Source organism: Flavobacterium sp., assembly GCF_047602195.1.
Lineage (GTDB): Bacteria > Bacteroidota > Bacteroidia > Flavobacteriales > Flavobacteriaceae > Flavobacterium.
Window position 1 is genome coordinate 609,065 of the sequence record NZ_JASGHW010000004.1, and the last position, 23,849, is coordinate 632,913.

Genomic DNA, 23,849 nt, shown 5'->3' on the forward strand with positions numbered 1-23,849 from the left:
TTCTAAATAAAAACATATTCGAATCGTTTAGCTGCGGATTCGGCAATTTTTTAACGCCAAAAAAGCACAGCCCTGAAATTTTATGGTAAGAAAGTGCATAAAAAAACCCGCTCTTTTGGAACGGGTTTGAAGAAGTTAAACTGTATTATTCCGAAATGACTTCGGTGTCTTTAGACGTGTGGCGGTCACCGCGCAACCAGTATTTGGTGCGTTTGACGAGGAAAAACATCACTGGAACCATCACGAGCGTGAGTACGGTCGCATAGGTGAGTCCAAAGATGATCGTCCAGGCCAATGGTCCCCAGAAGATCACGTTGTCCCCACCGATGAATACGTGTGGGTTCAAATCGGTGATCAGCGAGAAGAAGTCGAAGTTGAGTCCGATCGCGAGCGGAATGAGTCCGAGAACCGCAGTGAGTGCCGTGAGCAATACCGGACGCAAACGCGATTTCCCCGATTCGATGATGACTTCCTTGATCTCGTCCAGCGTCAAATCATCGTGCGACTTGACATCTTTTTCATGCACTTTCGCATCGAGCAAGAGTACGAAGAAGTCCATCAATACGATACCGTTCTTGACGACAATCCCCGCGAGCGAGATGATTCCCATCATCGTCATCAGGATCACGAAGTCCATGTTCGCGATGACATAGCCGTAGAAAACCCCCGAGAAACTGAGCAATACCGTAAACAAGATCACGACGGTTTTCGACACCGAGTTGAACTGCAACACGATGATGATCATGATGCCCGCCAGTGCGAGGAACAAGGCATACATCAAGAAACTTTGGTTTTTGCCCTGTTCTTCCTGAACGCCCGAGAAGCCATAGGTGATGCCGTTTGGCATTTTATAGTTGGTCAAATCGGTGGCAATCTGTTTGGTGATCTCGTCCCCGTTGTAACCGGTCAGTACGTTCGAGTAAATCGTCAGGATACGCTTTTGGTTCTTGCGTTTGATCTGACTGTACGTATTGGTTTTTTCGGTGGTCGAAACCCCTGAAATCGGCACCTGTACAATCTGGCCGTTGTTCTGGTTGCGGAAGGTCAGCGATTGGTTGAACAACACGCTTTCGTTCTTGCGCTGGTCTTCCTGCATACGCATGACGATGTTGTAATCGTCGTCGCCTTCCTTATAGGTCGAGATTTCCTGGCCATACAACGAACGGCGCAGGTTGAATCCGAGTTGGCCTGTCGAAACGCCCAAACTTCCTGCGTTCACACGATCCACCTTGACTTCAAGCTCCGGACTGTCGCGGTTCACGTCTACATTGAGGCGTTCAATCCCTGGAATGTTTTTCGAGTTGATGAACGCGATCATCTTGCTCGCTTCCTTGAGCATGTCGTCATAATCCATACCGGTCAGCTCGATACTGATCGGGTAACCCGCTGGCGGACCGGCAGCATCTTTTTCTACCGTAACCGAAGCGCCCGGAATGCCTTTGACCTTGGCGCGGATTTCCTCGAGTACATCGGCGGTACTGAAACCGCGTCTGAATTTGAACTCACGGAAATTGACATATACTTTTCCTTTATACGGTGTTTCCGATTGCGAACCCGCGTCGACGTTCGGGTTACCGGCACCCATACCGACCTGCGATACGATCGATTCGGCGAGGAAATTCTCGTCGGTTTTCGGGTCGACATATTTCTTGAGGATCTGGATGAATTGTTTTTCGACGAACAAGGTCGCCTTGTTGGTTTTCTCGATATCGGTTCCCTGCGGATATTCGATGTAGGCGATGACCTGGTTCGGGATGTTGTCCGGGAAAAACAATACTTTTCTCGGGAACACGCCCACCAAAATTACAGACAAAACCAACATCCCGATGATGATGACCAAAGCCCACCAAGCCGTGGCGCCGGTCAGGATGCGATTGAGGAAACGCTTGTAACGTTCTTCCATCCTCGGGAAAAACCCGTGTTGGAAATCCTGTGTCCATTGGTAAATCTTGATGCGGTACAGCCACATCAAAACAAAGGCGATGATCGACAAATGCCCGATGGCACGCATGCCTTTCGAGTCGTATACGTTACCCAGGATCACGAAGATGACGGCGAGAACAGTAAAAATGATCGAGTACCTTTTCGCCGATTTTTTGGTGACGTTCTTGTCCTCAATGTCCATCGAACCGCCTGTCATGGCCGCGTTGATGACCATCGCAACGAACAATGATGCGGTCAGGGTCACGGTCAATGTAATCGGGAAATATTTCATGAATTTACCCATCGTTCCAGGCCAAAGCAAGAACGGCAGGAACGCCATCAAGGTCGTCGCCGTCGATGAAATAACCGGCCAGGCGATTTCCCCGATACCGATCTTCGAGGCGTGGTATCGGTCCATGCCCTTTTTCATATTCGCAAACACGTTGTCGACGACCACAATACCGTCGTCCACGAGCATCCCCAGACCCATGACGAGCCCGAATAATACCATCGTGTTGAGCGTGAGTCCAGAAGCCGACAGAATGCTGAACGCAATGAGCATCGAGAGCGGAATCGCCGCGCCAACGAACAACGAGTTACGAAGTCCCATGGTAAACATGAGCACGATCATCACGAGGATGATACCAAAGATGATGTGGTTCGACAATTCATCCACCTGGTGCTCGACACGCGAGGATTGGTCGCTCGTGAGTTTGATCTGCAAATCCTTTGGCAGGTAGGTGCTTTCGGCTTTCTCAAGTCTTTCTTTGACCTGCTCGATGGCCGAAATCATGTTGGTGTTCGAACGTTTCTTGACGTTGAGCATCACGACTTCCTTGCCCATTTCGCGCGCATAGGTCGTTTTTTCCTTTTCCTTGAAACTGATCGTGGCGATGTCCTTCAAGTAAACGGTTCCACCGTATGATTTGACAATCACGTCTTCGAGTTCCTTCGGATCCTTGATTTCCCCTATGATTCGGATGTTGTTGCGCGAACCCTGCGAAATCAAATTACCGCCCGAAAGCGTCATGTTTTCGTATTTGACCGCATTCTGGATGTCGTCGAACGAAACCTGCGCGGCCTGCATCTTGAAGATGTCGACGGCGATTTCTACCTCTTTGTCATCCACCCCGAGGATGTCGACCTTCTTGACCTCGGCGATTTCTTCGAGATCGTCCTGGATCAATTTCCCGTAATCCTTGAGCTGTTGCGTGGTGTAGTTTCCTTGCAGGTTGATGTTCAAGATCGGCACTTCTTCCGAAATGTTGAGCTCGAAAACGCTCGGTTCCACTTTTCCGCCGTTGTCGAGGTTCGGCCAATCGGTATCGGCCTTGACGATGTCGACTTTGTCTTTTGTTTTCTCCTTGGCCTGTTCGATCGTGACGTCGTCGTCGAATTCCACGACGATCATCCCGTAATCCTGGAACGAGCTCGAGGTAATTTTGTAGACGCCGGTGATGTTCTTGATTTCTTTTTCGAGCGGCTTGACGATCAGTTTCTCGACGTCTTCGGCCGAGTTGCCCGGGAAAACCGAGGAAATGTAAATTTTATTTTCGATGACTTCGGGGAAATCCTCGCGCGGCATCGTGATGTAGGCAATTACCCCCGTGATGACGATGAGCAGCGTGAAGATGTACACGGTGACGCGATTGTCTACCGCCCAGCTCGAGATGCCAAATTCGTGTTTATTGTGACTCATTGTTGTTGGTTTTTGGTTGATGGCCGGTCGTTTCCCGAGTATTTATCCGGAAACGGCCGGCAATCTTTATTTTAGAAATTGAGCTTCATTCCTTCAGAAATCGCGTTGGCGCCTTCCACGACAATCACATCGTTGTCATTGAGTCCGCTGAGGATTTCGGTGACGTTGCCCGCCGATTGGCCCACTTTGATCAATGCTTTTTTCGCCGTGGCGGTTTTGCCGTTGATGTTGTTGGCTACGAAAACGAATTTGTTGTTTTCGGCATCCTGTTGGATCACGTTGGTCGGAACGACGATCGTATTTTTATTGGTGTAGTCGATGACCTTGAGCTTGGCGACTTGGTTCGGACGCAACAATTTATCGGTGTTCGGGACCGAAACCTCGATACCAAACGTACGGTTGTTCGGGTTGATGTTGTTGGCCACCTGGCGCACCTTGCCCACATAGTTTTTACCCAAAGAAGTCAATTCGATGTCCACCGGCGTACCCACATTGAGTTTGCCGATGTACGATTCCGGAACCGAAGTCGAGATGTACATGTTCGACAAATTGACGATACGCACGATGCCCTGTGTAGGCGAAACGACTTCGCCCTTGTCGGTGATGATCTCATCGACCGTACCCGAAATTGGGGCCGTAACGACCGTCTTGGCGTACTGCGCCTTGATTTGTGCGACCGCTTTCTGTTGGCTCACCATCGTGGTCTGCGCTTGTAGGTACTGGATTTCGGAACCGATCTTTTGGTCCCACAGGCGTTTTTGTCTTTCGTACGTGGTTTTGGCCAAAGCCAATTGCGCTTCGAGTTGCGCGACCTGTTGGCCCAGACCGCCGTCATCGATCCTGCCCAGGACCTGTCCTTTGGTTACTTTTTGTCCGGCTACGACATTGAGGCTCACCAGAGTTCCCGAATACTGCGGGTAAATCACAAGGTTTTCCTTGGTATCGACATTTCCTTGGATTTCAAGGAAGTGGTTGAAAATCGTGTCCGATAATTTGAGGACGCTCACGAGTGCTTCGTCGGATTTCTTTTCCAAGGTGCCGAGTTTCTCGTCGATCTTGGTAATGTCGGCCTGAAGTGCGGCCCTTTTGGCTTTGAGCCCTTCGAGGTTGTTCGACTGGATCAGCGCGTCAACACTGCCATTGTCCTGTTTCGAACAAGCGGCAAGCAGTAGGGATAAGGCGGTAAATAAAACTATTTTTCTCATGTGTTATGTGTGATTGATGTTGGATTTATTTGGAATTGTTCGTTACTTTTTCCAAGGCGGCCTTGGTGTTGATGATGTCAACCATCGACTGCAGGTAGCTTTGCTGTGCGGTGTACAATTGGCGTTGCGCCTCGCTGAAATCAAAGCTCGACGAAAGCCCTTCGGTGAATTTGACCTGCTGTTTCCTTTCGATGCGTTCGGCCAGGCGCAGGTTGTTTTTCTGCGTGGCGTATTCCTCGATGCTGAACTCGTATTGGCTCTTGGCCTGCTCGTACTGCAATTTGATGCGCTGCTCCGATTCGATGAGTTGGGTCGATGCCTGCTCGAACGCAATCTTGGCCTGTTGGGTACGCGCCGTACGGGCGAGGCTGCTGAAAATCGGGACATTGAGCGACACGCCGAGCAAGGACGAATTGTACCACCTTTGGTCGGAATCAAACAACGGGAACTTGGCCGAATACGCGTTAGAACCATAGTTGACAAACGCACTGAGCGAAGGCAGGGCCTTGCTGCGCTCGAGCTTGTATTCCAATTGGCGTTGCTGTTGGAAATTGAGCGCCATCTGATAATCGATGTTGTTGTTCACATTGAAATCGCCTTTGGCCAAGGCCATGTCAACATTGCTGGTCGTGAGGTTTTCGAGCTTGTCGGTCAAGGTCAGTTGGTCGTTGAGGTCGATTCCCAAAGTAATCTTGAGGTTCTTGTAGGCGATGTCGAGCAAACGCGTCGTATTGTTGAGGCTCGAGTTGACCGAGGCCAATGTAATTTCGAGCTGTTCGACGTTTTCTTCCTCGATCAAGCCATTCTTGAAGGTCTCGCGCGTGTCATTGAGCGTTTTCTCGAGCGTGGTCTTGTTGCGGTTCAGGATCGCGATGCTTTCCTCGGCCAGCAAAACGTTGCCATAGGCATTGATGACCATCTCGCGTACATCGACATTCGATTTCTGCTTGGCATTCTCGTAATATTTAAGATAGGTCTTCGAAGCCTGCAAGGCCACGATATACGAACCGTCGAAAATGAGCTGGTTCAAGGTGGCCACGGCATTGGCGCTGTTGCGCGTTCCGAAGACGAATTCCTCGTTGATGCCGTCCCCGTTGATGTCGGCCACGCTGATCGGCAACTCGAAATAATGCTGCACATCGAGCTTTCCACTGATCTGTGGCAAACCGGCGGCGGTGGTTTCCCATTTCTTTTTCTGCGCCTTGGTGATGTCGCGCTGGGCGTTGATTGCCGAATAATTGTGTTCGATGGCGTGCGCAATGGCCTGGTCTAGGCTGAACGTGTAGCTCTGCTTGGGCTTGTCCTGTGCCTTGGCCAGCAGCGTCACACACAGTGTCATGATTAGTGCTATTCTTCTGGTTGATTTCATTGATGATGGATTGTATTAAAGTTGTTGGATTGTCTATAAATTGGCTAAGTTGCGTTCTAATTCTTCGACGCCCTTTTGGGTGGCGATGGCGCGGGTGTGGTATTCTAGAATGGCGAGTTCGAGTTCCTGTGTCTCTTTTTCCGAAATGGTATTTTCGTTGACCTGAAAAATGAGCATGTAATAAAATTTAATGGCGTTTTCAATGTCGAGGTCTTTGCGGTACAAACCAAGGTAGATACCGCGGTCAATGTTCTGGCGTAGGAACAAAAAGCAATCCTCGAGTTCCCGGCACATGGTTTTTTCATGGATTTGCGGATAGTGTTTTTTGAGTTGGTACAGCGGCGAAGTGTCGGCGGTTTGGAACATACTCTTGAACATCTTGCGGATTTCGAAATTCTCGCGGATCGGATTGTGATTCTGAGACATGATGGTTTCGATTTTCACATGCAATTGCTTGTGCATCGTTTCCGTAGCCTCTTCAATGAGCACTTCTTTGTTAATGAAATATTTATATATCGTTTTTTTTGAAATGCCCATCTGACCCGCAATATCGTCCATGGTGACGCTTTTGAATCCCAGTTTGAGGAACATTTCAGTGGCTTTGGTTATAATTTTTTCTTCCATTTCGCAGTTAGGGAAATATTAAAATTTCCGGGGCAAATGTAGATTGGAAACTTTGAATACCAAAATAGTTTCCAAAGTATTCACAATTTTTTAACATTTGAATCCAGAACCGTGTTTGCCATCCAATCCGAATGCTGTAAATTAGCCGAAATTTATTTCCATGCTCGCCATTACGCAATACCAGGACGCCTTTATCGCCTATCTCAAGGAGCAGCACATCCTGAGGCAACCCCAAAACCTGTACGAACCCATCGATTATATTTTGGGATTGGGCGGCAAAAGGATGCGTCCGGTCTTGACCCTGATGGCCGCCGAGGTATTCGATTGCGATTACCAACAAGCGCTCCCGGCTGCGATGGCCGTCGAGGTATTCCACAATTTTTCGCTCGTACACGACGACATCATGGACGATGCGCCGCTGCGCCGCGGCAAGGAAACCGTACATGAGAAATGGAATTTGAACACAGGCATCCTCTCGGGTGATGCGATGCTCATTTTGGCCTACCAATATTTCGAGCAATACCGTCCCGAGATTTTCCGCGACCTGGCCAAATTGTTCAGCAAGACCGCACTCGAAGTCTGCGAAGGCCAGCAGTGGGATGTCGATTTCGAAAACCGCGAGGACGTGACCATAGCCGAATACCTCAAGATGATCGAATACAAAACCGCCGTACTCGTCGGGGCGGCAATGCAGATGGGTGCAATCATCGCCGAGACTTCCGAGGAGAACAAACGATTGATTTATGATTTCGGTTTGTACCTCGGCATTGCGTTCCAATTGCAGGACGATTACCTCGATGTGTTTGGTGATCCGGAAACCTTCGGCAAACAGATTGGTGGCGACATCATCGAGAACAAGAAAACCTACCTTTACCTCAAGGCGATGGCTTTTGCCGAAAAACCCGAGGCCGAACAACTGCAGCATTTGTACTCCATCCAACCGGCCGACAACACCGAGAAGATCCAATCGGTGGCGACTGTTTTCAATGCCACCGGCGCTTCAGAAGCCACACGCGAAGCCATCAAACAATACACGCTCAAGGCTTTCGACACCCTAAACCGCATGCAGATTTCAGAGGACAAGAAGCAGGCGTTGCGTACCTTCGGCGAAAACCTGATGGACCGCAAAGTATAACAGAATTTCAACCGTATGTTTGTAGCACCTTCCACTACCGAATCGCTGTTGGCCGAAGCCGAGACCGAAAACCTGTACCTCAAGCTCATCGAGCAGATCAACAAGGATTTCAACCTCGCCAATGAGGCCATCGATTTTCCACTCAGTACCAAACCAGAGGAACTCAAGGTGCAGTTGCATGAGAAGATTTACCGCCTGATCCAATACCGCTTTGCCGAATACCTCAATCTGTTGTATGTGATCGATGTGCCCGAGGACCAGATCAAGAAACTCGACGGCTCCGATTTGGTCGCGCTTTCCGAGCAGGTCGCTTTCCTCGTGCTCAAAAGGGAATGGATGAAAGTGTGGTTCCGCAATAAGTTTTAACCCTCGCGCGGGTCGATTGGCCAATCAAATGTTTACATTCAATGCCGTGGCCAGGTAGCAGACCATGAGGCAGCGCTGGTGTTTTTCTTCGATGTCTCCTGAAAACGCTACTTCCAACGACACGCCGTCCGGATCCAACACTTTGTCCAGCGAGACGGTCGCCACGAGGTTGTTGTCCCAATACATTTTTGAAAAGTACTTTTTGTTGACGAAATAAAATGGGTTGTCCTTTATTTTGACGATCGAACCGCCATCAATCGAAAACCGGGTCTGGAAAAGACTGCTCGATATTATTTTGATGGTCGTATCCAATGCTTGGTGACGGATTTTGATTGAAAGCAAAAAGTCGGATACTTCGGCCAACAGCTCATCGCCCGTATAGATCTTTCCTGTTTTTTTGGAACCGATCAGGAACCGTCTTTCCATTTTTAAGAATAATTCGTCTTGCCGGTACACAAAGACCGTGTTGTCCGGGTGGTTTGGGAAATGGATGCGCATGGCTCAGGACAGATAATAAACGGTCAATGCCAATAAGGGAATGGAAAGCAAGATCGCCGTTCTATGGGTTTGGATGGATTGCATGCCGCGAATGAGTACCACGACCGAGCAACTGCAACCGATTATCAGCACAGGTAGGATTACAAACCAACTGATGGCCCGGTGCGTGAGGCTGTAAGGTGGAATGAACCCCAATTCATTGATCAATAGGTATTTCAAAAGAACGATAAGGAACGCAACAAATGATATCGTTGCCATTTTTTGGGTGGTCATTTTCATCTCATCCGTTTTTAATTAGACGCTGAAAGCCGTTCAGCCACAATTTGTTGCATCAGTGATTATGGTGCAAGTTAAGCAATCGGTTTAAAACTAAACGTTACGGCAGGGTGTAAATTTTAAAAACAAAAATGTTAAAACGATAACGCGGCTGGGCTTTCACGAAAGTAACTTTATCCTACTTTAACCGATATAAAACTTTAGGATAAATCATGAAAGTGACAATTAATACCGCAGCAGCCAACAGTAAAGATTATCACAACGATTTGTACAATATCATCAAAAGGAGTGAGGAAGATCTGCGCACGAGGATTCCGGATTTGACCAACGTTTTGGTCGAGGTGGGTTCGATCGTGACCAATATTGCCTCGAACACCTATGGCGTAATGACCAAGCACAGCTTGTCCAACGACGAATCGGAACTCTGTATTTCGGTCAAATACCGCAAAGAACCTTCGCCCGAGGAAATCCTCAAAAGCGTCAACCAAGAACTCAAGATCATCAAGGAAAAATACTACTAGGCCAGGTGCAATACAAAATTTTTGGCCGAGGGAATAAACGTTTTCCAGTCGTTGAATATCGCAAACTCAATGCTTTGCTGGAGTGTTTTGAACGCGGTCGGTTTGGTGATGTACATGCTCGCCCCAAGTGCCATCGATTGGGAAATGTTGCGACTGTCGCTCGAAGTCGACAAGATGATTGTCGGGATGCCGGCGCACTGGGGTTGTCTTTTGAGTTCCTGCAACACGTCGAATCCGTTTTTTACAGGCATATTGAGGTCAAGGAAAATAAGCCGTTGACAGTCGGTGACGTGTTGGGCGGCGTCCAATAATTGCTGGCCGTTCGGGTACAAATGCACGTCGACAAAATCGAGTTTGTCGGTAATTTCCTTGAACAAAATCAAGTCCTCGGCATCGTCATCTGCATACAAGATTGTAATTTTCTGCTCCATAAGCCGATTCTTAAAAAATTGTTAATAAAAGTCTCGAATTGGGGCGGCATCAATTTATATGATTTCAATGTAAAGTTACATAATTTCCATATTTGAGCAATGCAAAAGCACAAAAAATGAGCTTAAATTGTTTGAAAAGATACCGGGTAAGGTCTTTTGCAAAGACATTTCATGACCAAAAAGAACCAAGACGGCGAAGGTTCTTATCGGTTGAATCCCAAAACCAATTTTCGCGTCCGGATTTATCCCGTCAAACAATGGCGTTTTGGTTCGCGGCTCTACAAAAGTGTCGTGAAATGCGCATTGGAACCCGAACTGTGCACCAGAACGGGTGCGCCCGCAGGAGGAGGTGGAATCATGCCGGCCTGGGCGTTCGCAACCGTGCCAGGCATTGCCATGGCCATTGCGTGGCTCCGGTAATTGAGCGCCGCTGCACCAACGTTGTTTATCATCTGGTTCGAACGCCAGGAAAGTCGCCGGTTGAGTGCCGGCATCCCGGCCAGCGCAGGTGCCACCGGATTGACATGGCTGTTTGGGTCGCCGTGGCCGCCGATGCTCATATTGGCCGAGCCCAGTCCGTGGTGAAGGTTCATCGGGCTGTTGGCAATCGAACTCGCCAGATTGGTAAGTGTGGCTCGGGAAGCTGGGTTGTGCGGAATCGGGCCTGCGCCCAAAGCGGCCACTATTGCGAGGGCATTGGCATGGGCGGGGTTGGCAGCAGTCATAAATAAAAGAGGAGGCGCAACCGGGGCAAGTGCCGGATCGATGCCGGCAATCATGTTGTTTACCGGTCCCCATGCGGCGGCTCCCATGCCGAGATTGACGTTGTTGGCTGCTGTAGCGACGGTATCCTGAACCGTATGGTCGGAAATATGATGCGACATGTGCAAGGGTGGAGCGACCCAAGCCGGTATCGGTAATCCGCCGCCTATGGCGTTTTCATATTCATTGTTCACATTTCTCGCTATGTGATTTGGCGCGAGTAGTCGTTGGTTTCGCAAGGCGGCCAAAGCAATTCTGTTTGCAGCCGTATTGTGTGGACCCGAACGCCCGCGACGGATGAAAATTTGTGGGCCGGCAGCAATAGGCGTGCTGACAATACGGCGTTGGATGACACTTTTTTCAAGTCGGGTATTGGTGATGTCGTCCTGTAATTTTCGCTGTGCAACGGCTTCCGGGCGGTTGTCTGTCAGGTGAAACGATGTCCTGCCTATGTTTAGCGGCTTGGCAAACCTTGAAGTAACCTGGCTTTGGAGGGCATGAGTGATCATAAGCGATGGGAATATGCGATTGCCAATCGAATGCAATTGCTTTTATGTTGTTGTATATCAATGTGTTTTCCAGCACTAATATAACGTTTATTGGCTTAATCCAAAAGGGTTGTGGAAAAATTTACTGTAAAAACAACGATTTAAAAGTAAAGGGGCAGATGGTCAAAAATACACGCGGATGAAAGGCATTACCGGTTCACTGTACACGCTCTTGTCCCTGTCGAACAACAGGTTGTATCGGATGCCGATCGTCACATTTTCGACCGCATAACCTGCGCCGATGTACAAGGCCGTGTTCCAGAAGTTGTCATCCGGATAGCGGTTGGCGGGATCGGGGTTGAAAAAATTGCTGAAACTGGTGTTGACGCGCAATTGTTCGAGCTCCAACGAAAGCTGAACGTATTCGACCGGGCGGAACAACCCGATCAAGCTGCCGCCATAAATGTAAGATTCGTATTCATTCTTGACGCGCACGTAACTGCCCTGAAGTCCGACGCCTGCTGCGACATAGGGGTTGAAATTGTAGATCGCGCCCGGCGCCAGCGCAATATCGGTATAGCCCGAACCGATGCTCAAGCCGATTCCGCCGCCGAATTGTACCCGCTGCCAAAAATCACTTTTGGCCCGGATCGAATCTGGCTGGGTTTGTGAAAAAACCGCCGAACTCCAAAGCAGCAAAAATGCAGGGACAATCGTTTTGAAGGAACCAAAAAAAGAGGCTTTTGTAAACATTGCGGCAAGTTTGAAGTTTAAACCATAAATCTATGCTAAAAATACTTAAAATTGTGGCACAATTGTCGTACTTTTGCGGGACTATTTTTCAACCCATTAGGACTTTTAACTAAATCATGGACAGGTTTTCCTTTTTAAACGCAGCGCACACCGAATTTTTTGAAGATTTATACCACCAGTATCTAGAGAATCCCGATAGCATCGAGCCGAGCTGGAGAAGTTTCCTCCAGGGCTTCGATTTCGGAATCACCACTTACAACGACGAATACCCCGTAGGCACACCGGCACAACAAATGGCCGCCAGTGCTTCGTCTGCCGATGTAAGCCAGATTTCAGAGAAATTGCAAAAGGAATTCAACGTACTCAAATTGATCGATGCGTATCGTACGCGTGGCCACTTGTTTACCAAAACAAATCCGGTGCGTGAAAGAAGGATTTGGTCGCCTACTTTGGATTTGGCCAATTACGGTTTGTCCGATGCCGACCTGAACACGGTTTTCGACGCGGCAAGAGCCATGAAACTCGAACCGACCACGCTCAAGGACATCCTCGGGCACCTCAATAAAATCTATTGCGAGTCGATCGGGGTCGAATACATGTACATCCGTAAACCTGAAGTCATCCAATGGATCCAGGACAAAATCGGGTACAACGACAACCAGCCTAAGTTCGACAACGACCAAAAGAAACAGATTTTAGAAAAACTCAACGAGGCGGTTTCGTTCGAAAATTTCCTCCACACCAAATACGTCGGCCAGAAGCGTTTCTCGCTCGAAGGCGGCGAATCATTGATTCCGGGACTCGATGCCTTGATTGAAGCCGCGGCTGAAAAAGGCGTAGAACAATTCGTCATGGGAATGGCACACCGTGGCCGTCTCAACGTTCTGGCGAACATCTTCGGCAAAAATACCCAGGATATTTTCTCGGAATTCGATGGGAAAGATTATGACGACGATGCGTTGTTCGATGGCGACGTAAAGTATCACCTCGGATTAACGTCGGATAGAAAGACGAAGTCGGGCAAATCGATCAACATCAACCTCGCGCCAAACCCATCGCACCTCGAAACCGTTGGTGCCGTGATCGAAGGGATTACCCGCGCCAAGCAAGACCGTTATTTCCCGGAAGACGCCTCTAAAGTATTGCCGATTGCGCTCCACGGAGACGCCGCCGTTGCAGGTCAGGGAATCGTTTACGAAATCATCCAAATGGCGCAACTCGACGGTTACAAAACGGGCGGAACGATCCACATCGTGATCAACAACCAGGTAGGTTTTACGACCAATTACCTCGATGCACGTTCATCGACCTATTGTACCGACATCGCCAAAGTCACGCTGTCACCGGTATTGCACGTCAACGCCGACGATACCGAAGCGGTCGTTCACGCAATGTTGTTTGCTTTGGACTATAGAATGCAATTCGGTAGCGACGTATTCATCGACCTGTTGGGCTACCGTAAATACGGCCACAACGAAGGCGACGAGCCGCGTTTCACCCAACCGAAACTGTACAAGATCATCTCGAAACACAAAAATCCACGCGACCTTTACGCCGAAAAATTGCTCGCCGATGGCATCATCGACGGCAACTTCGTCAAAGGTTTGGAAGACAAATACAAAGCGGTGCTTGAGGAAAACCTCGAGGCCTCGCGCAAGAAAGACCTGACGATCATCACGCCGTTCATGCAAAACGAATGGCAAGGTTTCCACCAGGCCGACCAAGCCGAAATGTTGCTGCACACCGACACGACTTTCGACAAGGCGGCACTGACCGAAATCGCAAAAGTCATCACCGAATTGCCATCGGATAAAAAATTCATCAGCAAAATCACGAAGCTCATCGCGGACAGAAAGACGATGTATTTCGATACCGACAAACTCGACTGGGCCATGGCCGAATTGCTCGCGTACGGCTCACTCTTGACCGAAGGTTACGATGTGCGTATTTCTGGACAAGACGTAGAACGCGGTACGTTCTCGCACCGTCACGCCGTCGTTAAGGTCGAAGATTCAGAAGAAGAAGTGATTTTGCTCCAACAGCTTCCGAAAGCCAAAGGCAAATTCCACATCTACAACTCTTTATTGTCAGAATACGGCGTAGTCGGTTTCGATTATGGCTATGCACTCGCTTCACCTAAAACGCTCACGATCTGGGAAGCCCAGTTCGGGGATTTCTCGAACGGCGCGCAAATCATGCTCGACCAGTATATTTCGGCTGCCGAGGACAAATGGAACAACCAAAACGGACTCGTGATGTTGCTTCCGCACGGTTACGAAGGCCAAGGTGCCGAACACTCGTCTGCCAGAATGGAGCGTTACCTGCAAATGTGTGCGAACGAAAACATGTACGTCGCCAATTGTACGACCCCGGCCAACTTCTATCACTTGTTGCGCCGCCAGATGAAAACGACCTTCCGCAAACCGCTCATCGTGTTCACGCCGAAAAGTTTGCTGCGTCATCCGCTCGTGGTGTCCACCGCCGATGAGTTCGCAAAAGGAAAATTCCAGGAAACGATCGACGATACGACTGTCGACAAGAAAAAGGTCAAAACCCTCGTGTTCTGTACCGGTAAATTCTATTACGATTTATTGGCCGAACGCGAAGCCAACGGACGCACCGACGTTGCATTGGTTCGCATCGAACAATTGTTCCCATTGCCGACCGAACAACTCAAGGAAATCATCGCGTCTTACCCGAACGCCGACGATTACGTTTGGGCGCAGGAAGAGCCGCGCAACATGGGCGCGTACAGTTACATGCTCATGAATTTCACCGAAGTCAAGTTGCGTCTCGCGGCCCTCAAGGCTTACAGCGCACCGGCGGCCGGAAGTTACGCGCGTTCGAAAAAACGCCACGCTGCCGCGATTGCGATGGTATTTGATAAGAATTTATTTAATTAACTTTAGGAGCCGGGAACCTGCTCCGCTGTATCTTTGCTTCGTAAACTACGCAAAGGATGCCGCTTCCATCAGGGCTAGGCCGTTGAATAACCAAGAACAATAAAACTAAAATCTATGATTCTCGAAATGAAAGTGCCCTCGCCGGGCGAATCAATCACAGAAGTAGAAATCGCAACATGGCTCGTTAAGGACGGCGATTATGTAGAAAAAGACCAGGCCATCGCCGAAGTCGATTCAGACAAAGCCACGCTCGAACTCCCAGCCGAAGCTGCCGGAATCATCACGCTCAAGGCCGAGGAAGGCGACGCGGTCAAAGTAGGCCAGGTCGTTTGCCTCATCGACACCGATGCCGCCAAGCCATCGGGCGCTGCACCAGCCGCCGAAGCGAAGAAAGAAGAACCAAAGGCAGAAGCAACCAAAGCCGAGCCTAAAAAAGAAGAACCCAAAGCGGCTCCGGCTCCAGCGGCAACTTACGCCACAGGAACGCCATCGCCGGCAGCCAGAAAAATACTCGACGAGAAAAACGTCGATCCGGCAACCATTTCAGGTACCGGAAAAGGCGGACGCATCACCAAAGACGATGCGGTCAATGCACCGGCCTCGATGGGAACGCCAACAGGCGGCAACCGTGGTTCAGAGCGTACGAAATTGTCGATGCTCAGAAGAAAAGTAGCCGAAAGACTCGTCGCTGCGAAAAACGAAACGGCGATGTTGACCACATTCAACGAAGTCAACATGACGCCGATCAACAAAATCAGAAACGAATACAAAGACGCGTTCAAAGCCAAGCACGGCGGACTCGGACTCGGTTATATGTCGTTTTTCACCAAAGCGGTAACACGTGCGTTGCAACTGTTCCCGGATGTGAATTCGATGATCGACGGTGACCAGAAAGTGTCGTATGATTTCTGCGACATTTCCGTAGCGGTATCAGGACCGAAAGGCTTGATGGTTCCGGTCGTGAGAAATGCTGAAAGCTTGTCTTTCCGTGGCATCGAAGCCGAAATCAAGCGTCTCGCGATCCGCGCACGCGACGGACAGATCACCGTGGACGATATGACCGGCGGAACCTTTACCATTTCCAACGGTGGTGTTTTCGGATCGATGTTGTCGACGCCAATCATCAACCCGCCACAGTCGGGAATCCTCGGGATGCACAACATCATCGAGCGTCCAATTGCGGTCAATGGTCAAGTAGAAATCCACCCGATGATGTATGTTGCGTTGTCGTACGACCACCGCATCATCGACGGGCGCGAATCGGTTGGTTTCCTGGTAGCCGTCAAGGAAGGACTCGAAAATCCTGCAGAATTGTTGATGGACAACAATCCGAAGAAAGCATTGGAATTGTAATTTCCGATCGATATAAAATAAAAAATCCCGCTCGTGAAAAGCGGGATTTTTTTATGTCTGTTATTTAAAATTATCGTTTCACGACCCGAATGGTCTTGACCACCTCTTTTTGCGAGACGATCACATTATACACCCCGCTCGGATATTGTTCGCCTATAACGGCATACTGCAAATCTGAAGCTTCGATTTCTTGGGTTTCCATGAGACGGCCCAGCATGTCATAAATTTTAAGCTGTACTTTTTCGGTGGACGGCAAATCGGTGACCAATGAGAATCCGGAGTTGAACGGGTTCGGATGCGCTTTGGCCGCGATCGTGTTTTGTGCTTCGGTTGTATGCCTTGCGGCCGAGCCAGGAGCCGTAATCGTACAAACGTCCCCATAAGGCGACCAGGTTCCGGTGGTCATGACCGCAATCCTGACATGGTACTGCGCGCCGGCCGTAAAGGCAACCGCTGGCACCGCATTGAAGATGAAATAAGGAGTATTCCTATCGAGCAGGGTCGTGGCGTTGTCCGAAGCGCGCTTGACTTCGAAACGGTATTGCGTCACACCGCCCAGACTATTGGTCGATACATAACTTGTCCCGTTCGATACCGTTGCATTGCAGTTGGTGAGTTGCGGCACCGCAGGCGAGGAGACTTCGCAGGCCGTCCCGTAATTTCCAAAAACACCCGAACCGATTTTGAGTGCCACCTCGATGCGGTAAGTCGTACCATAATTGTAACGCGTAAGCATCGGAAGGCTGAACCAATTCTGGGTACGGTCAATGGTCTGCACGGCATTCGGTCCGCTGGTGTCGGTCAAATTGGTCACGCGGAAACGGTAACCCGTCACGCCGGCAATACTGGTCGTGGCAATCAAAGTGTTGATTTGCGCCAAGGTGATGCCGCATTGCGAAGGCGATATCTGCGCGATGGGTCCATTGGAAACCACCGCCGGGGAAGTAATCTGGCAGGCCGGGCCATAATAGCCGAGCCAAACGCCGTTGCGTCTGAGTTCAATTTCTACGGTATAAGTCGTCGCAAAACTGTAAGTCGGGAAATGGCCCAGCGAAAAGTTCGGGACATTGCGCTCGATGATTTGCACCTGGGCTCCATTGGTCAACCTAATCCGCCAGCCATTGTAAGCGGCGGCAGGGGCCAAAGTCGTGATTCCGATCAGTGTATTCATCGAGGCGACGGTCGTGTTGCAAAACGACGGCAACAGCGAGGTCGTAATTTGGTGGCCTTCATCCATTTGACCGCTGCAATTGTCATCGATGCCGTTGTATAAAATTTCGGTAGCCTCTGGATTGATGTCGTTGTCGTCGTCGTCACAATCGCCGCCAATCAGGGAATACCCTGCCGGAACGGCATTCGCATCGGCTGCGCAGAGGTTGACAGCACTGCCGGTTCCATAGCCGTCGCCATCGGCATCTGCGAAGAAAGGATACAATTGCTGGACATTAATGTTGGCTGTGCCTGAAAGATTGGCAATCGGCGTCGCATTGGTACTGGTTACCGATACCAAGGTGTAGGTGGTATTTGCCGTAGGGTTGACTGCAATCGGGTTGCCGCTGCTGTAATTCGAGACGGTTGCATTTGAGGAACCATCGCTGTACACGACCGTAAACGGAGGCGTTCCCCCCGTGATCGCTACGCTAAGGTTGGCGCTGTCCCCATTGCAAATCGTAGCGCCGCCCGAAAGTACAGCGGAAGTCGGTGTCAGCACCGGAAACCAGGTATTGGTCGAGGCATTGCCAAAATAATCGTGGATGCCGTGTGAGGTATAAATGCCCAATTCGGCATGAACATAGCCGCGGTTGATGTCGGCCTGGTTGATGGTATAACTCGCGGAAAAACCCGAATAGGATCCGCCCGGAGGAATAGGGCCCGATAAGGTCGTCGTATAGGTAATCGAAGCCGGCAAGCCCCCGGTCAGTTGCGCATCATCGATGCCCCAGCCTGGTCCAATATTGTTGGTGAGCAGGATGGTATAATTGAATTTGTCGCCCGGGCTGACGATGCCATCGTTGTTGAAATCCTGGAATGTGCCGGTCATCACCGTGGTGATGCCACAATCATAATTGGGTGTTTCCAACCCGACATAAGGCGATTGGCAACCCGTGGCCAAATCGACAACGGCCACTTCGATATAAGAACCGCTCGGCAAAGTGCTCAGCGTTGCACTGGTACCGCTGCCGGTTTGGGTGCGGTAGGCGTTTCCGTTTTGCTTGATTTTGGCGATCCAGCCCGCTGCGGGGAGCCCGGTTGCAGAGAAGGCTTGGCTCAAACAAGGACTATTCGGGACCAGAGCGATTTGCGGTGCGGGTGTCGTCTGACAATCGTTGATGAACAAGGTCGCGATGGCCGTGTCACAGATCGACGGGTTGTTGACGCGGCAAATTTGGTACTGGATGGTGTAAGTCCCGGCCTGCAATATCCCGCCGGGAAATGAAGTGACCACATTTCGGTTGACGAGATTCACGTACGGACTCGATTGCGAAAGGACCGTGATCGTGACCAAATTGGGCGCTACGGGTGAGGTCGTTCCGTTGAAGTCGTTGGACAGGACGTTGCTGTAGACAATCCCGTTGGCATCGCCCAAAGTGCGGTGCGCATAATCGTTGATGGCATCCAATGCTTGGGCTTTGGCGCTTAAGGACGATAGGCATGCCGTAAAAAGGACTATTAGAAATAGTTGAGGGTTGAAATTCTTCATAAAGTGCTGTTGGTTTTGTTTGTGGTGACACTCAAATATATGTATAATTTCGACAGTTAAAATAAGTGACTTCACTTTGGACAAATTCTAAATTACTCACGGATCACCTTAAAGGTCTGCATGCTGTTTCCACTGCGGATTTTCACAAGATACATGCCTTTGGCCAATGCGCCCAAGTCAATGGCGACATCGGGACGGTTTGCCGTTGCCGACAAAACGGTTTTGCCCAGCATGTCGGTGACCGTCACGGTTTGGATGTTGGTGTTTTTACGGGTAATGTGGAGTGTGTTTTTTGTAGGATTTGGATAGACTTTCACCGCGTCGGTTTCGAATGTCTTGGTGGCCAGGGCCGAAACAAATTCGGTGTGGAAAGTTTCGGTGACAATCGCCGGGTTGAAATCGAAATAAATGCTCGCACTGGCCGGGATGATGTCGCCCACGGCATAACCCGGCTTGGGTTTGACTTCAAAGACAATATAACCTTTCCCGATGTCGGTGCCTTCCACCGATGGGTCGAGGTTGATGCCGCCAAACGTCCAGGTCAAATTATTGCCGACGCGTTCCATCACATAATTGTGGCTCGCATCGAGCACCCGGATAGTATTCTCATCGAGTAGCCCGTCGAGCAGGTGGTCGACCTCAATGTTGATCGCCTCAGCGTTACCGGTATTCTCGAAACGGATGGTGTAGGTCAGGTAATCGGCCGAGGAAAAAGACGAATGCAGGATTTGCGGTCCGCGCGCTTCGGTAATGTCGTTCGGGTCGTAAGAGCTGTTTACTGCTTGAACTTTGGTCGCGGTATGGGTCGGTTGAACGGCACTCGCATTTGGGTTGAGCGAGGTGGCCGTAGACGTAAGCGAATCCCCGATATTGACGGCAGGAGACGGCAGAACCTGCAAAGCAACGGTAACCTCCTGCGTGTCGTTGGGATACAAATTGTTGACCGCAAAAGTAAAACCTCCCGGAATCGCAGTGACCGGAACCGACGTATTGGTGATGGTCATCCGCGAATCGGGCGTATACGAGATGGTGCCAGAAACGGGGACATTGCCAATATTGACGTATCGTATTTTATGGGTTGTCGGAAATCCTGGCCGGACCAACGAAGGCGCGTCCAACCAAATCTTGAGATCGGTATGCGGAATCAAAGAGACGGGAAAGTAATAGGTCGTGATTCCCGAACCTGCCGCTACGGTGATGTTGTACTCGGTTGTGGATTGGTAATAGGCCGCATAGTCCGGGGTGAGATTCAACGACAAATGATAAGTATTCAAGGGGTTGGTTTCGTAAAACGTAAAAGAGGTATTTGAAGTGCTGATGTGGTGAAGCTGCCCATCGTTGTTGACTTCATAATCAAAAGTGCCAATGTTGAAATAGGAAGAATGGGCTTGTTCATTGTTGTCCATGATTCCATTCATGTTGTAATCGAAAAAAACCACCATCTTGAAACCATCAGGAATTTGCAGGGCGGTGGTGACGTTGTACGAATCGCTTCGGGTCACCGAGCCGTCGGTGCCATAGACCGTGGCGATGTGTTCAACCGTATTGGCGTGGATTTCATCCTGCGTGAGCACATGGGTAGCGGTAAAAGAGGTTGTGTCGGTGGCACCTACAGCCATCAAGGGAATTGCCGTGCCCTGTACCGTAAGTGTAGGGGAATCGATATAGACATTGGTCAATGGAACGCTGCCGTCATTGGTCACCGTGAACTGGTAGTCGATGGCATCGCCCGCATCGGTAATGCTGTTCGCATTGGTGTCGACGAGCGTGCCATTGAAAGTCAGGTTGAGCTCGCACGAAGGATGGGGCAAGTAAAATTGCGTCACCGAGGAGCGAATCCCATCGATAATGTCTTCTACGGATAGGGTCAGCAATCCCACAGGAACATTTTCAATGATGACATCTTCACTGTTTTCCTGGTAGCCATCATATTCAAATCCGGCTTGTTGATTGCCCAGCCAGACGATCCATGTGGTGATTGCGGGATAAGGGAAATTAGACAATTGGATTGTCGCAAACGGATGGTTGCAGGTAGGCGGCTCTAACACCGTAAGGGTTGGCGCAGGACCAAATGGCGGCGCCGGCGATACAACCCAAAGGTCAAAATAACTGGTCGAGCAGTTGTTCGGATTGGCCATGTCGCATACTTCATAATAAAAGGTAGCCCCTGATTCGAGCGTAAAGTCGTGCAGTGCTTTGACCGAACCGTCGGGCAGCAATTGCACATCGGGATTCGATCCGATTTCCGTGACGATCACCTGCGACGCATCAACGGGCGCATTGTTGAAATAATCATTCGACAACACATTGCCTATAATCGCGTTGGCACTGATGGGAGTGGATGTATAGATGTAATCCAAGGCGGCGACCATCTGGGCATTTGCCAAATGGGTAAAGCAGAGTGCCAGAAACAAAAAGAAGTAAATTTTTCTCATAAGCGGTTTTATTACAAAACAGCCCAACGCTCAGATTCCCTACTGCAAGCCAACAAAAAAGCCTTCCCATTTTCGGAAGGCTTCGGCTTGCGTAATAATCCTGTTTCACAGATTTAAAAGAAGGCATCCATTGTGCCTGTATGGGCAGCGGAGACAGCAAGAAAAAAGTCAGTATGAAAAAATAAAAGTAGTTTCTTTTCATAGTATGCAATGTTGGTTTATTTCAAATACAAACAATGGTTGTAATAATCAATGATGGCCCTTCCGTTGAGCAGCACATCGGCGCCAATGATGCCCTGTACCGCCTTGGTCTTGTATTCGCGCAGGGCCTGGTTGACATGCGACAGGTCGAAAATGACCAAATTGAAGTCATGGTCTTTCCAAGTCCCGATCTTGAGCTTGTTGGCCTTGGCCAGTTGCGTAAACATCCCGGTGGCACCGGCGCCCGCCGCCTTGGTTTTGGAATGCCCGGCCGTGAGGTGGAACAATTCGACGCCCGAAAAATCGACGCAACTGTTCGAGGCGCCCGTATCGAGGATAAAATTGCCCTTGACACCGTTGATCTCGGCCCTGATGAGCAAATGCTGCGTTTTGGTAATCCTGAATTTGATCTTTCGGTATTTTTCTTTCTTGAGGATCTCGTGAAGGTCTTTCATGTCATGCGAAACTGCTAGTAAACGTTTCGCGCCTTCAGAAAATCACTGGTCCGACAGCGCGATTACTGCGAATGTATGATTTATTTCGACTGAAAGTTGGGACTGCCTGCCTATTTTTTGAGAAACTTCCCGGTAAAGGTTTCCGTTTCCGATTTTACAGTGATGACGTACCATCCGGCGCTCAAGTCTGCTACATTCATGTGGTGCAAGGCCGACCGAAGTTTTTCGCTTTTGCATTTGGCGCCCAGTGCATTGTAAACTTCAACCGTCGCGTTGTTGTAGGCGGTATTGTCCGATTTCAGTTCAATGTAATCGCTGGCCGGATTCGGCTGGATGCTGAAATTGCTTTGGGCAAATTGCCTGGTCGCCAGCAACTGGTTCGAATAAAAAGCCTGGTCGCCGTTTTGCGAAGTCAGTACCAACGATAGGACCTGGTTGGCTTCGGTGATGGTGTAGGTAAAGGTATCGTTCGGGTAATTGCCGGTAAAGAAATGAAAGTACTGTGCCTCAAAACTGTTGTTGTTCATCGAGTTGCACATCATCAGCGTCACGGCGTAGTCCCGATACCAAAGGCTTTCGGCATCGTCGAATTCGGCCACGCCAAATACCGTATTGCAGACGTTGGAGGCCATGGCCGTTCCCTCGATGTTTTGGGTAAAATACAACGGCACATTCTGGACTTCTTCGTTGCTGGGTGGAAAATAGTCCGCGCCGTTTTGGGTCAGTTGGCTCAGGTACCAAGTGTTTTCGTACAATCGCAGGTCTTGTGCCAGGGCGAGTTGTCCGATCAACAATAAAAAGAAAAGGTAGCGTTGTTTCATACTGTTGTGGTTTAATGGGTTGGTTGTCCGATTTACTTTCTTACAAAAGTAAACAGTCTGGCGCTTAAAAACCCTACGCGGCCGGTTTTCTTTTCTGCCAATAAGACGTACCTTTGCCGCTCAAGCCAAAACCCATGATCCTGACCGACACCCATACGCATTTGTATAGCGAAGAATTCGCCGATGACCGAAACGAGATGATCCTGCGCGCCATCGACCAAAGCGTCAAGCGCTTTTTTATTCCCGCGATCGATTCGGGCTATACCGATGCGATGTACGATTTGGAAAAGCAATTTCCGGAGAACATTTTCCTGATGATGGGGTTGCATCCCACCTATGTCAAGCCCGACACCTTCGAGGCCGAATTGCGGCACGTGGAAACCGAACTCGCCAAACGGAAATTCTACGCCGTGGGCGAAATCGGGATCGATCTGTATTGGGACAAAACCACACTCGACATCCAGAAAATTGCCTTCAAGCGCCAGATCCAGCTTGCCAAGAAATACCAATTGCCGATTAACATCCATTGCCGCGACGCGTTCGATGAGATTTTCGAGGTGCTCGAAACGGAACGTTCGCCCGAACTGTTCGGGATTTTCCACTGCTTCACCGGAACCCATGAGCAGGCATTGCAGGCCATTTCGCTGGGCATGAAACTCGGCATCGGTGGCGTGGTCACGTTCAAGAACGGCAAGATCGACCAGTTTTTGCACCAGATCGACTTAAAACACCTCGTGCTTGAGACCGATGCGCCTTACCTGGCGCCGGTCCCGTTCCGCGGCAAGCGCAACGAAAGCGGCTATGTGGTCAATGTGGCGCAGAAACTGTCGGAGATTTACCAACTCCCGGTCACCGAAATCGCGCGGCTGACGACCGAAAATTCCAAACAGGTTTTTGGGATTTAGGCTTTTGTAAAAACCGTGATTTTGC

19 protein-coding genes are annotated in these 23,849 nt (G+C 49.8%); 6 read left to right on the forward strand and 13 right to left on the reverse strand.

The annotated features are described in order from the left end of the window. Positions 1 to 145: 145 nt before the first annotated feature. The 4 genes from QM717_RS08980 to QM717_RS08995 form a co-directional block, all read right to left on the reverse strand. Positions 146 to 3,622: an efflux RND transporter permease subunit gene (locus QM717_RS08980; protein WP_415036981.1), complete on the reverse strand. Its 3,477-nt coding sequence runs from the start codon at positions 3,620 to 3,622 to the stop codon at positions 146 to 148. Between the two features lie 71 nt (positions 3,623 to 3,693). After that, positions 3,694 to 4,827 carry an efflux RND transporter periplasmic adaptor subunit gene (locus QM717_RS08985; protein ID WP_415036983.1) on the reverse strand — a complete coding sequence of 378 codons (1,134 nt, stop codon included), beginning with the start codon at positions 4,825 to 4,827 and terminating at the stop codon, positions 3,694 to 3,696. A gap of 25 nt (positions 4,828 to 4,852) precedes the next feature. After that, positions 4,853 to 6,196, reverse strand: coding sequence for a TolC family protein (locus QM717_RS08990; RefSeq protein ID WP_415036985.1), 1,344 nt, complete (start codon positions 6,194 to 6,196; stop codon positions 4,853 to 4,855). 33 nt (positions 6,197 to 6,229) lie between these two features. After that, on the reverse strand, positions 6,230 to 6,820 hold the full coding sequence (locus QM717_RS08995) for a TetR/AcrR family transcriptional regulator (protein ID WP_415036987.1): 591 nt from the start codon (positions 6,818 to 6,820) through the stop codon (positions 6,230 to 6,232). A 160-nt stretch (positions 6,821 to 6,980) separates the two neighbouring features. On the opposite strand from QM717_RS08995, the gene QM717_RS09000 reads away from it, so the two are divergent. Continuing rightward, on the forward strand, positions 6,981 to 7,955 hold the full coding sequence (locus QM717_RS09000; protein WP_415036989.1) for a polyprenyl synthetase family protein: 975 nt from the start codon (positions 6,981 to 6,983) through the stop codon (positions 7,953 to 7,955). A gap of 15 nt (positions 7,956 to 7,970) precedes the next feature. Further along, entirely contained in the window at positions 7,971 to 8,321 is a 351-nt protein-coding gene (locus QM717_RS09005) for a hypothetical protein (protein ID WP_415036991.1), read from the forward strand. Positions 8,322 to 8,345: 24 nt separating this feature from the next. Here the strand turns inward: QM717_RS09005 and QM717_RS09010 are convergent, their stop codons facing one another. Both QM717_RS09010 and QM717_RS09015 read right to left on the reverse strand, forming a co-directional pair. Continuing rightward, entirely contained in the window at positions 8,346 to 8,747 is a 402-nt protein-coding gene (locus QM717_RS09010) for a hypothetical protein (protein ID WP_415036993.1), read from the reverse strand. 75 nt (positions 8,748 to 8,822) lie between these two features. Then, entirely contained in the window at positions 8,823 to 9,098 is a 276-nt protein-coding gene (locus tag QM717_RS09015) for a hypothetical protein (protein ID WP_415036995.1), read from the reverse strand. A gap of 209 nt (positions 9,099 to 9,307) precedes the next feature. Here QM717_RS09015 and QM717_RS09020 point away from each other — a divergent pair, with 209 nt between their 5' ends. Continuing rightward, a complete protein-coding gene (locus QM717_RS09020) occupies positions 9,308 to 9,616 on the forward strand; it encodes a hypothetical protein (protein WP_415036997.1) in 309 nt (102 codons plus the stop codon). Here QM717_RS09020 and QM717_RS09025 read toward each other — a convergent pair. From QM717_RS09025 to QM717_RS09035, 3 genes are all read right to left on the reverse strand, one after another. Beyond that, the gene (locus tag QM717_RS09025; RefSeq protein WP_415036999.1) at positions 9,613 to 10,047 is read right to left on the reverse strand and encodes a response regulator; all 435 of its coding nucleotides are present in this window, start codon (positions 10,045 to 10,047) and stop codon (positions 9,613 to 9,615) included. The genes QM717_RS09020 and QM717_RS09025 overlap by 4 nt on opposite strands. 278 nt (positions 10,048 to 10,325) lie before the next feature. Further along, entirely contained in the window at positions 10,326 to 11,318 is a 993-nt protein-coding gene (locus tag QM717_RS09030) for a hypothetical protein (protein ID WP_415037001.1), read from the reverse strand. Positions 11,319 to 11,480: 162 nt separating this feature from the next. Continuing rightward, positions 11,481 to 12,050 carry a hypothetical protein gene (locus tag QM717_RS09035; protein WP_415037003.1) on the reverse strand — a complete coding sequence of 190 codons (570 nt, stop codon included), beginning with the start codon at positions 12,048 to 12,050 and terminating at the stop codon, positions 11,481 to 11,483. A 116-nt stretch (positions 12,051 to 12,166) separates the two neighbouring features. Between QM717_RS09035 and QM717_RS09040 the strand changes: the two genes are divergently transcribed. Next, complete coding sequence (locus QM717_RS09040) at positions 12,167 to 14,953, forward strand: 2-oxoglutarate dehydrogenase E1 component (protein ID WP_415037005.1); 2,787 nt, start codon at positions 12,167 to 12,169, stop codon at positions 14,951 to 14,953. Positions 14,954 to 15,067: 114 nt separating this feature from the next. After that, complete coding sequence (gene odhB / locus QM717_RS09045) at positions 15,068 to 16,306, forward strand: 2-oxoglutarate dehydrogenase complex dihydrolipoyllysine-residue succinyltransferase (RefSeq protein ID WP_415037007.1); 1,239 nt, start codon at positions 15,068 to 15,070, stop codon at positions 16,304 to 16,306. A 70-nt stretch (positions 16,307 to 16,376) separates the two neighbouring features. Here odhB and QM717_RS09050 read toward each other — a convergent pair whose 3' ends face one another. The 4 genes from QM717_RS09050 to QM717_RS09065 form a co-directional block, all read right to left on the reverse strand. Further along, positions 16,377 to 19,007, reverse strand: coding sequence for a T9SS type A sorting domain-containing protein (locus QM717_RS09050; RefSeq protein WP_415037009.1), 2,631 nt, complete (start codon positions 19,005 to 19,007; stop codon positions 16,377 to 16,379). Positions 19,008 to 19,099: 92 nt separating this feature from the next. Then, positions 19,100 to 21,442 carry a T9SS type A sorting domain-containing protein gene (locus QM717_RS09055; RefSeq protein WP_415037011.1) on the reverse strand — a complete coding sequence of 781 codons (2,343 nt, stop codon included), beginning with the start codon at positions 21,440 to 21,442 and terminating at the stop codon, positions 19,100 to 19,102. A 218-nt stretch (positions 21,443 to 21,660) separates the two neighbouring features. Then, complete coding sequence (locus QM717_RS09060) at positions 21,661 to 22,098, reverse strand: retropepsin-like aspartic protease (RefSeq protein ID WP_415037013.1); 438 nt, start codon at positions 22,096 to 22,098, stop codon at positions 21,661 to 21,663. 110 nt (positions 22,099 to 22,208) lie between these two features. Beyond that, the gene (locus QM717_RS09065) at positions 22,209 to 22,919 is read right to left on the reverse strand and encodes a T9SS type A sorting domain-containing protein (RefSeq protein ID WP_415037015.1); all 711 of its coding nucleotides are present in this window, start codon (positions 22,917 to 22,919) and stop codon (positions 22,209 to 22,211) included. Between the two features lie 134 nt (positions 22,920 to 23,053). On the opposite strand from QM717_RS09065, the gene QM717_RS09070 reads away from it, so the two are divergent. Then, complete coding sequence (locus tag QM717_RS09070) at positions 23,054 to 23,824, forward strand: TatD family hydrolase (RefSeq protein WP_415037017.1); 771 nt, start codon at positions 23,054 to 23,056, stop codon at positions 23,822 to 23,824. The last annotated feature ends 25 nt before the right edge of the window (positions 23,825 to 23,849 follow it).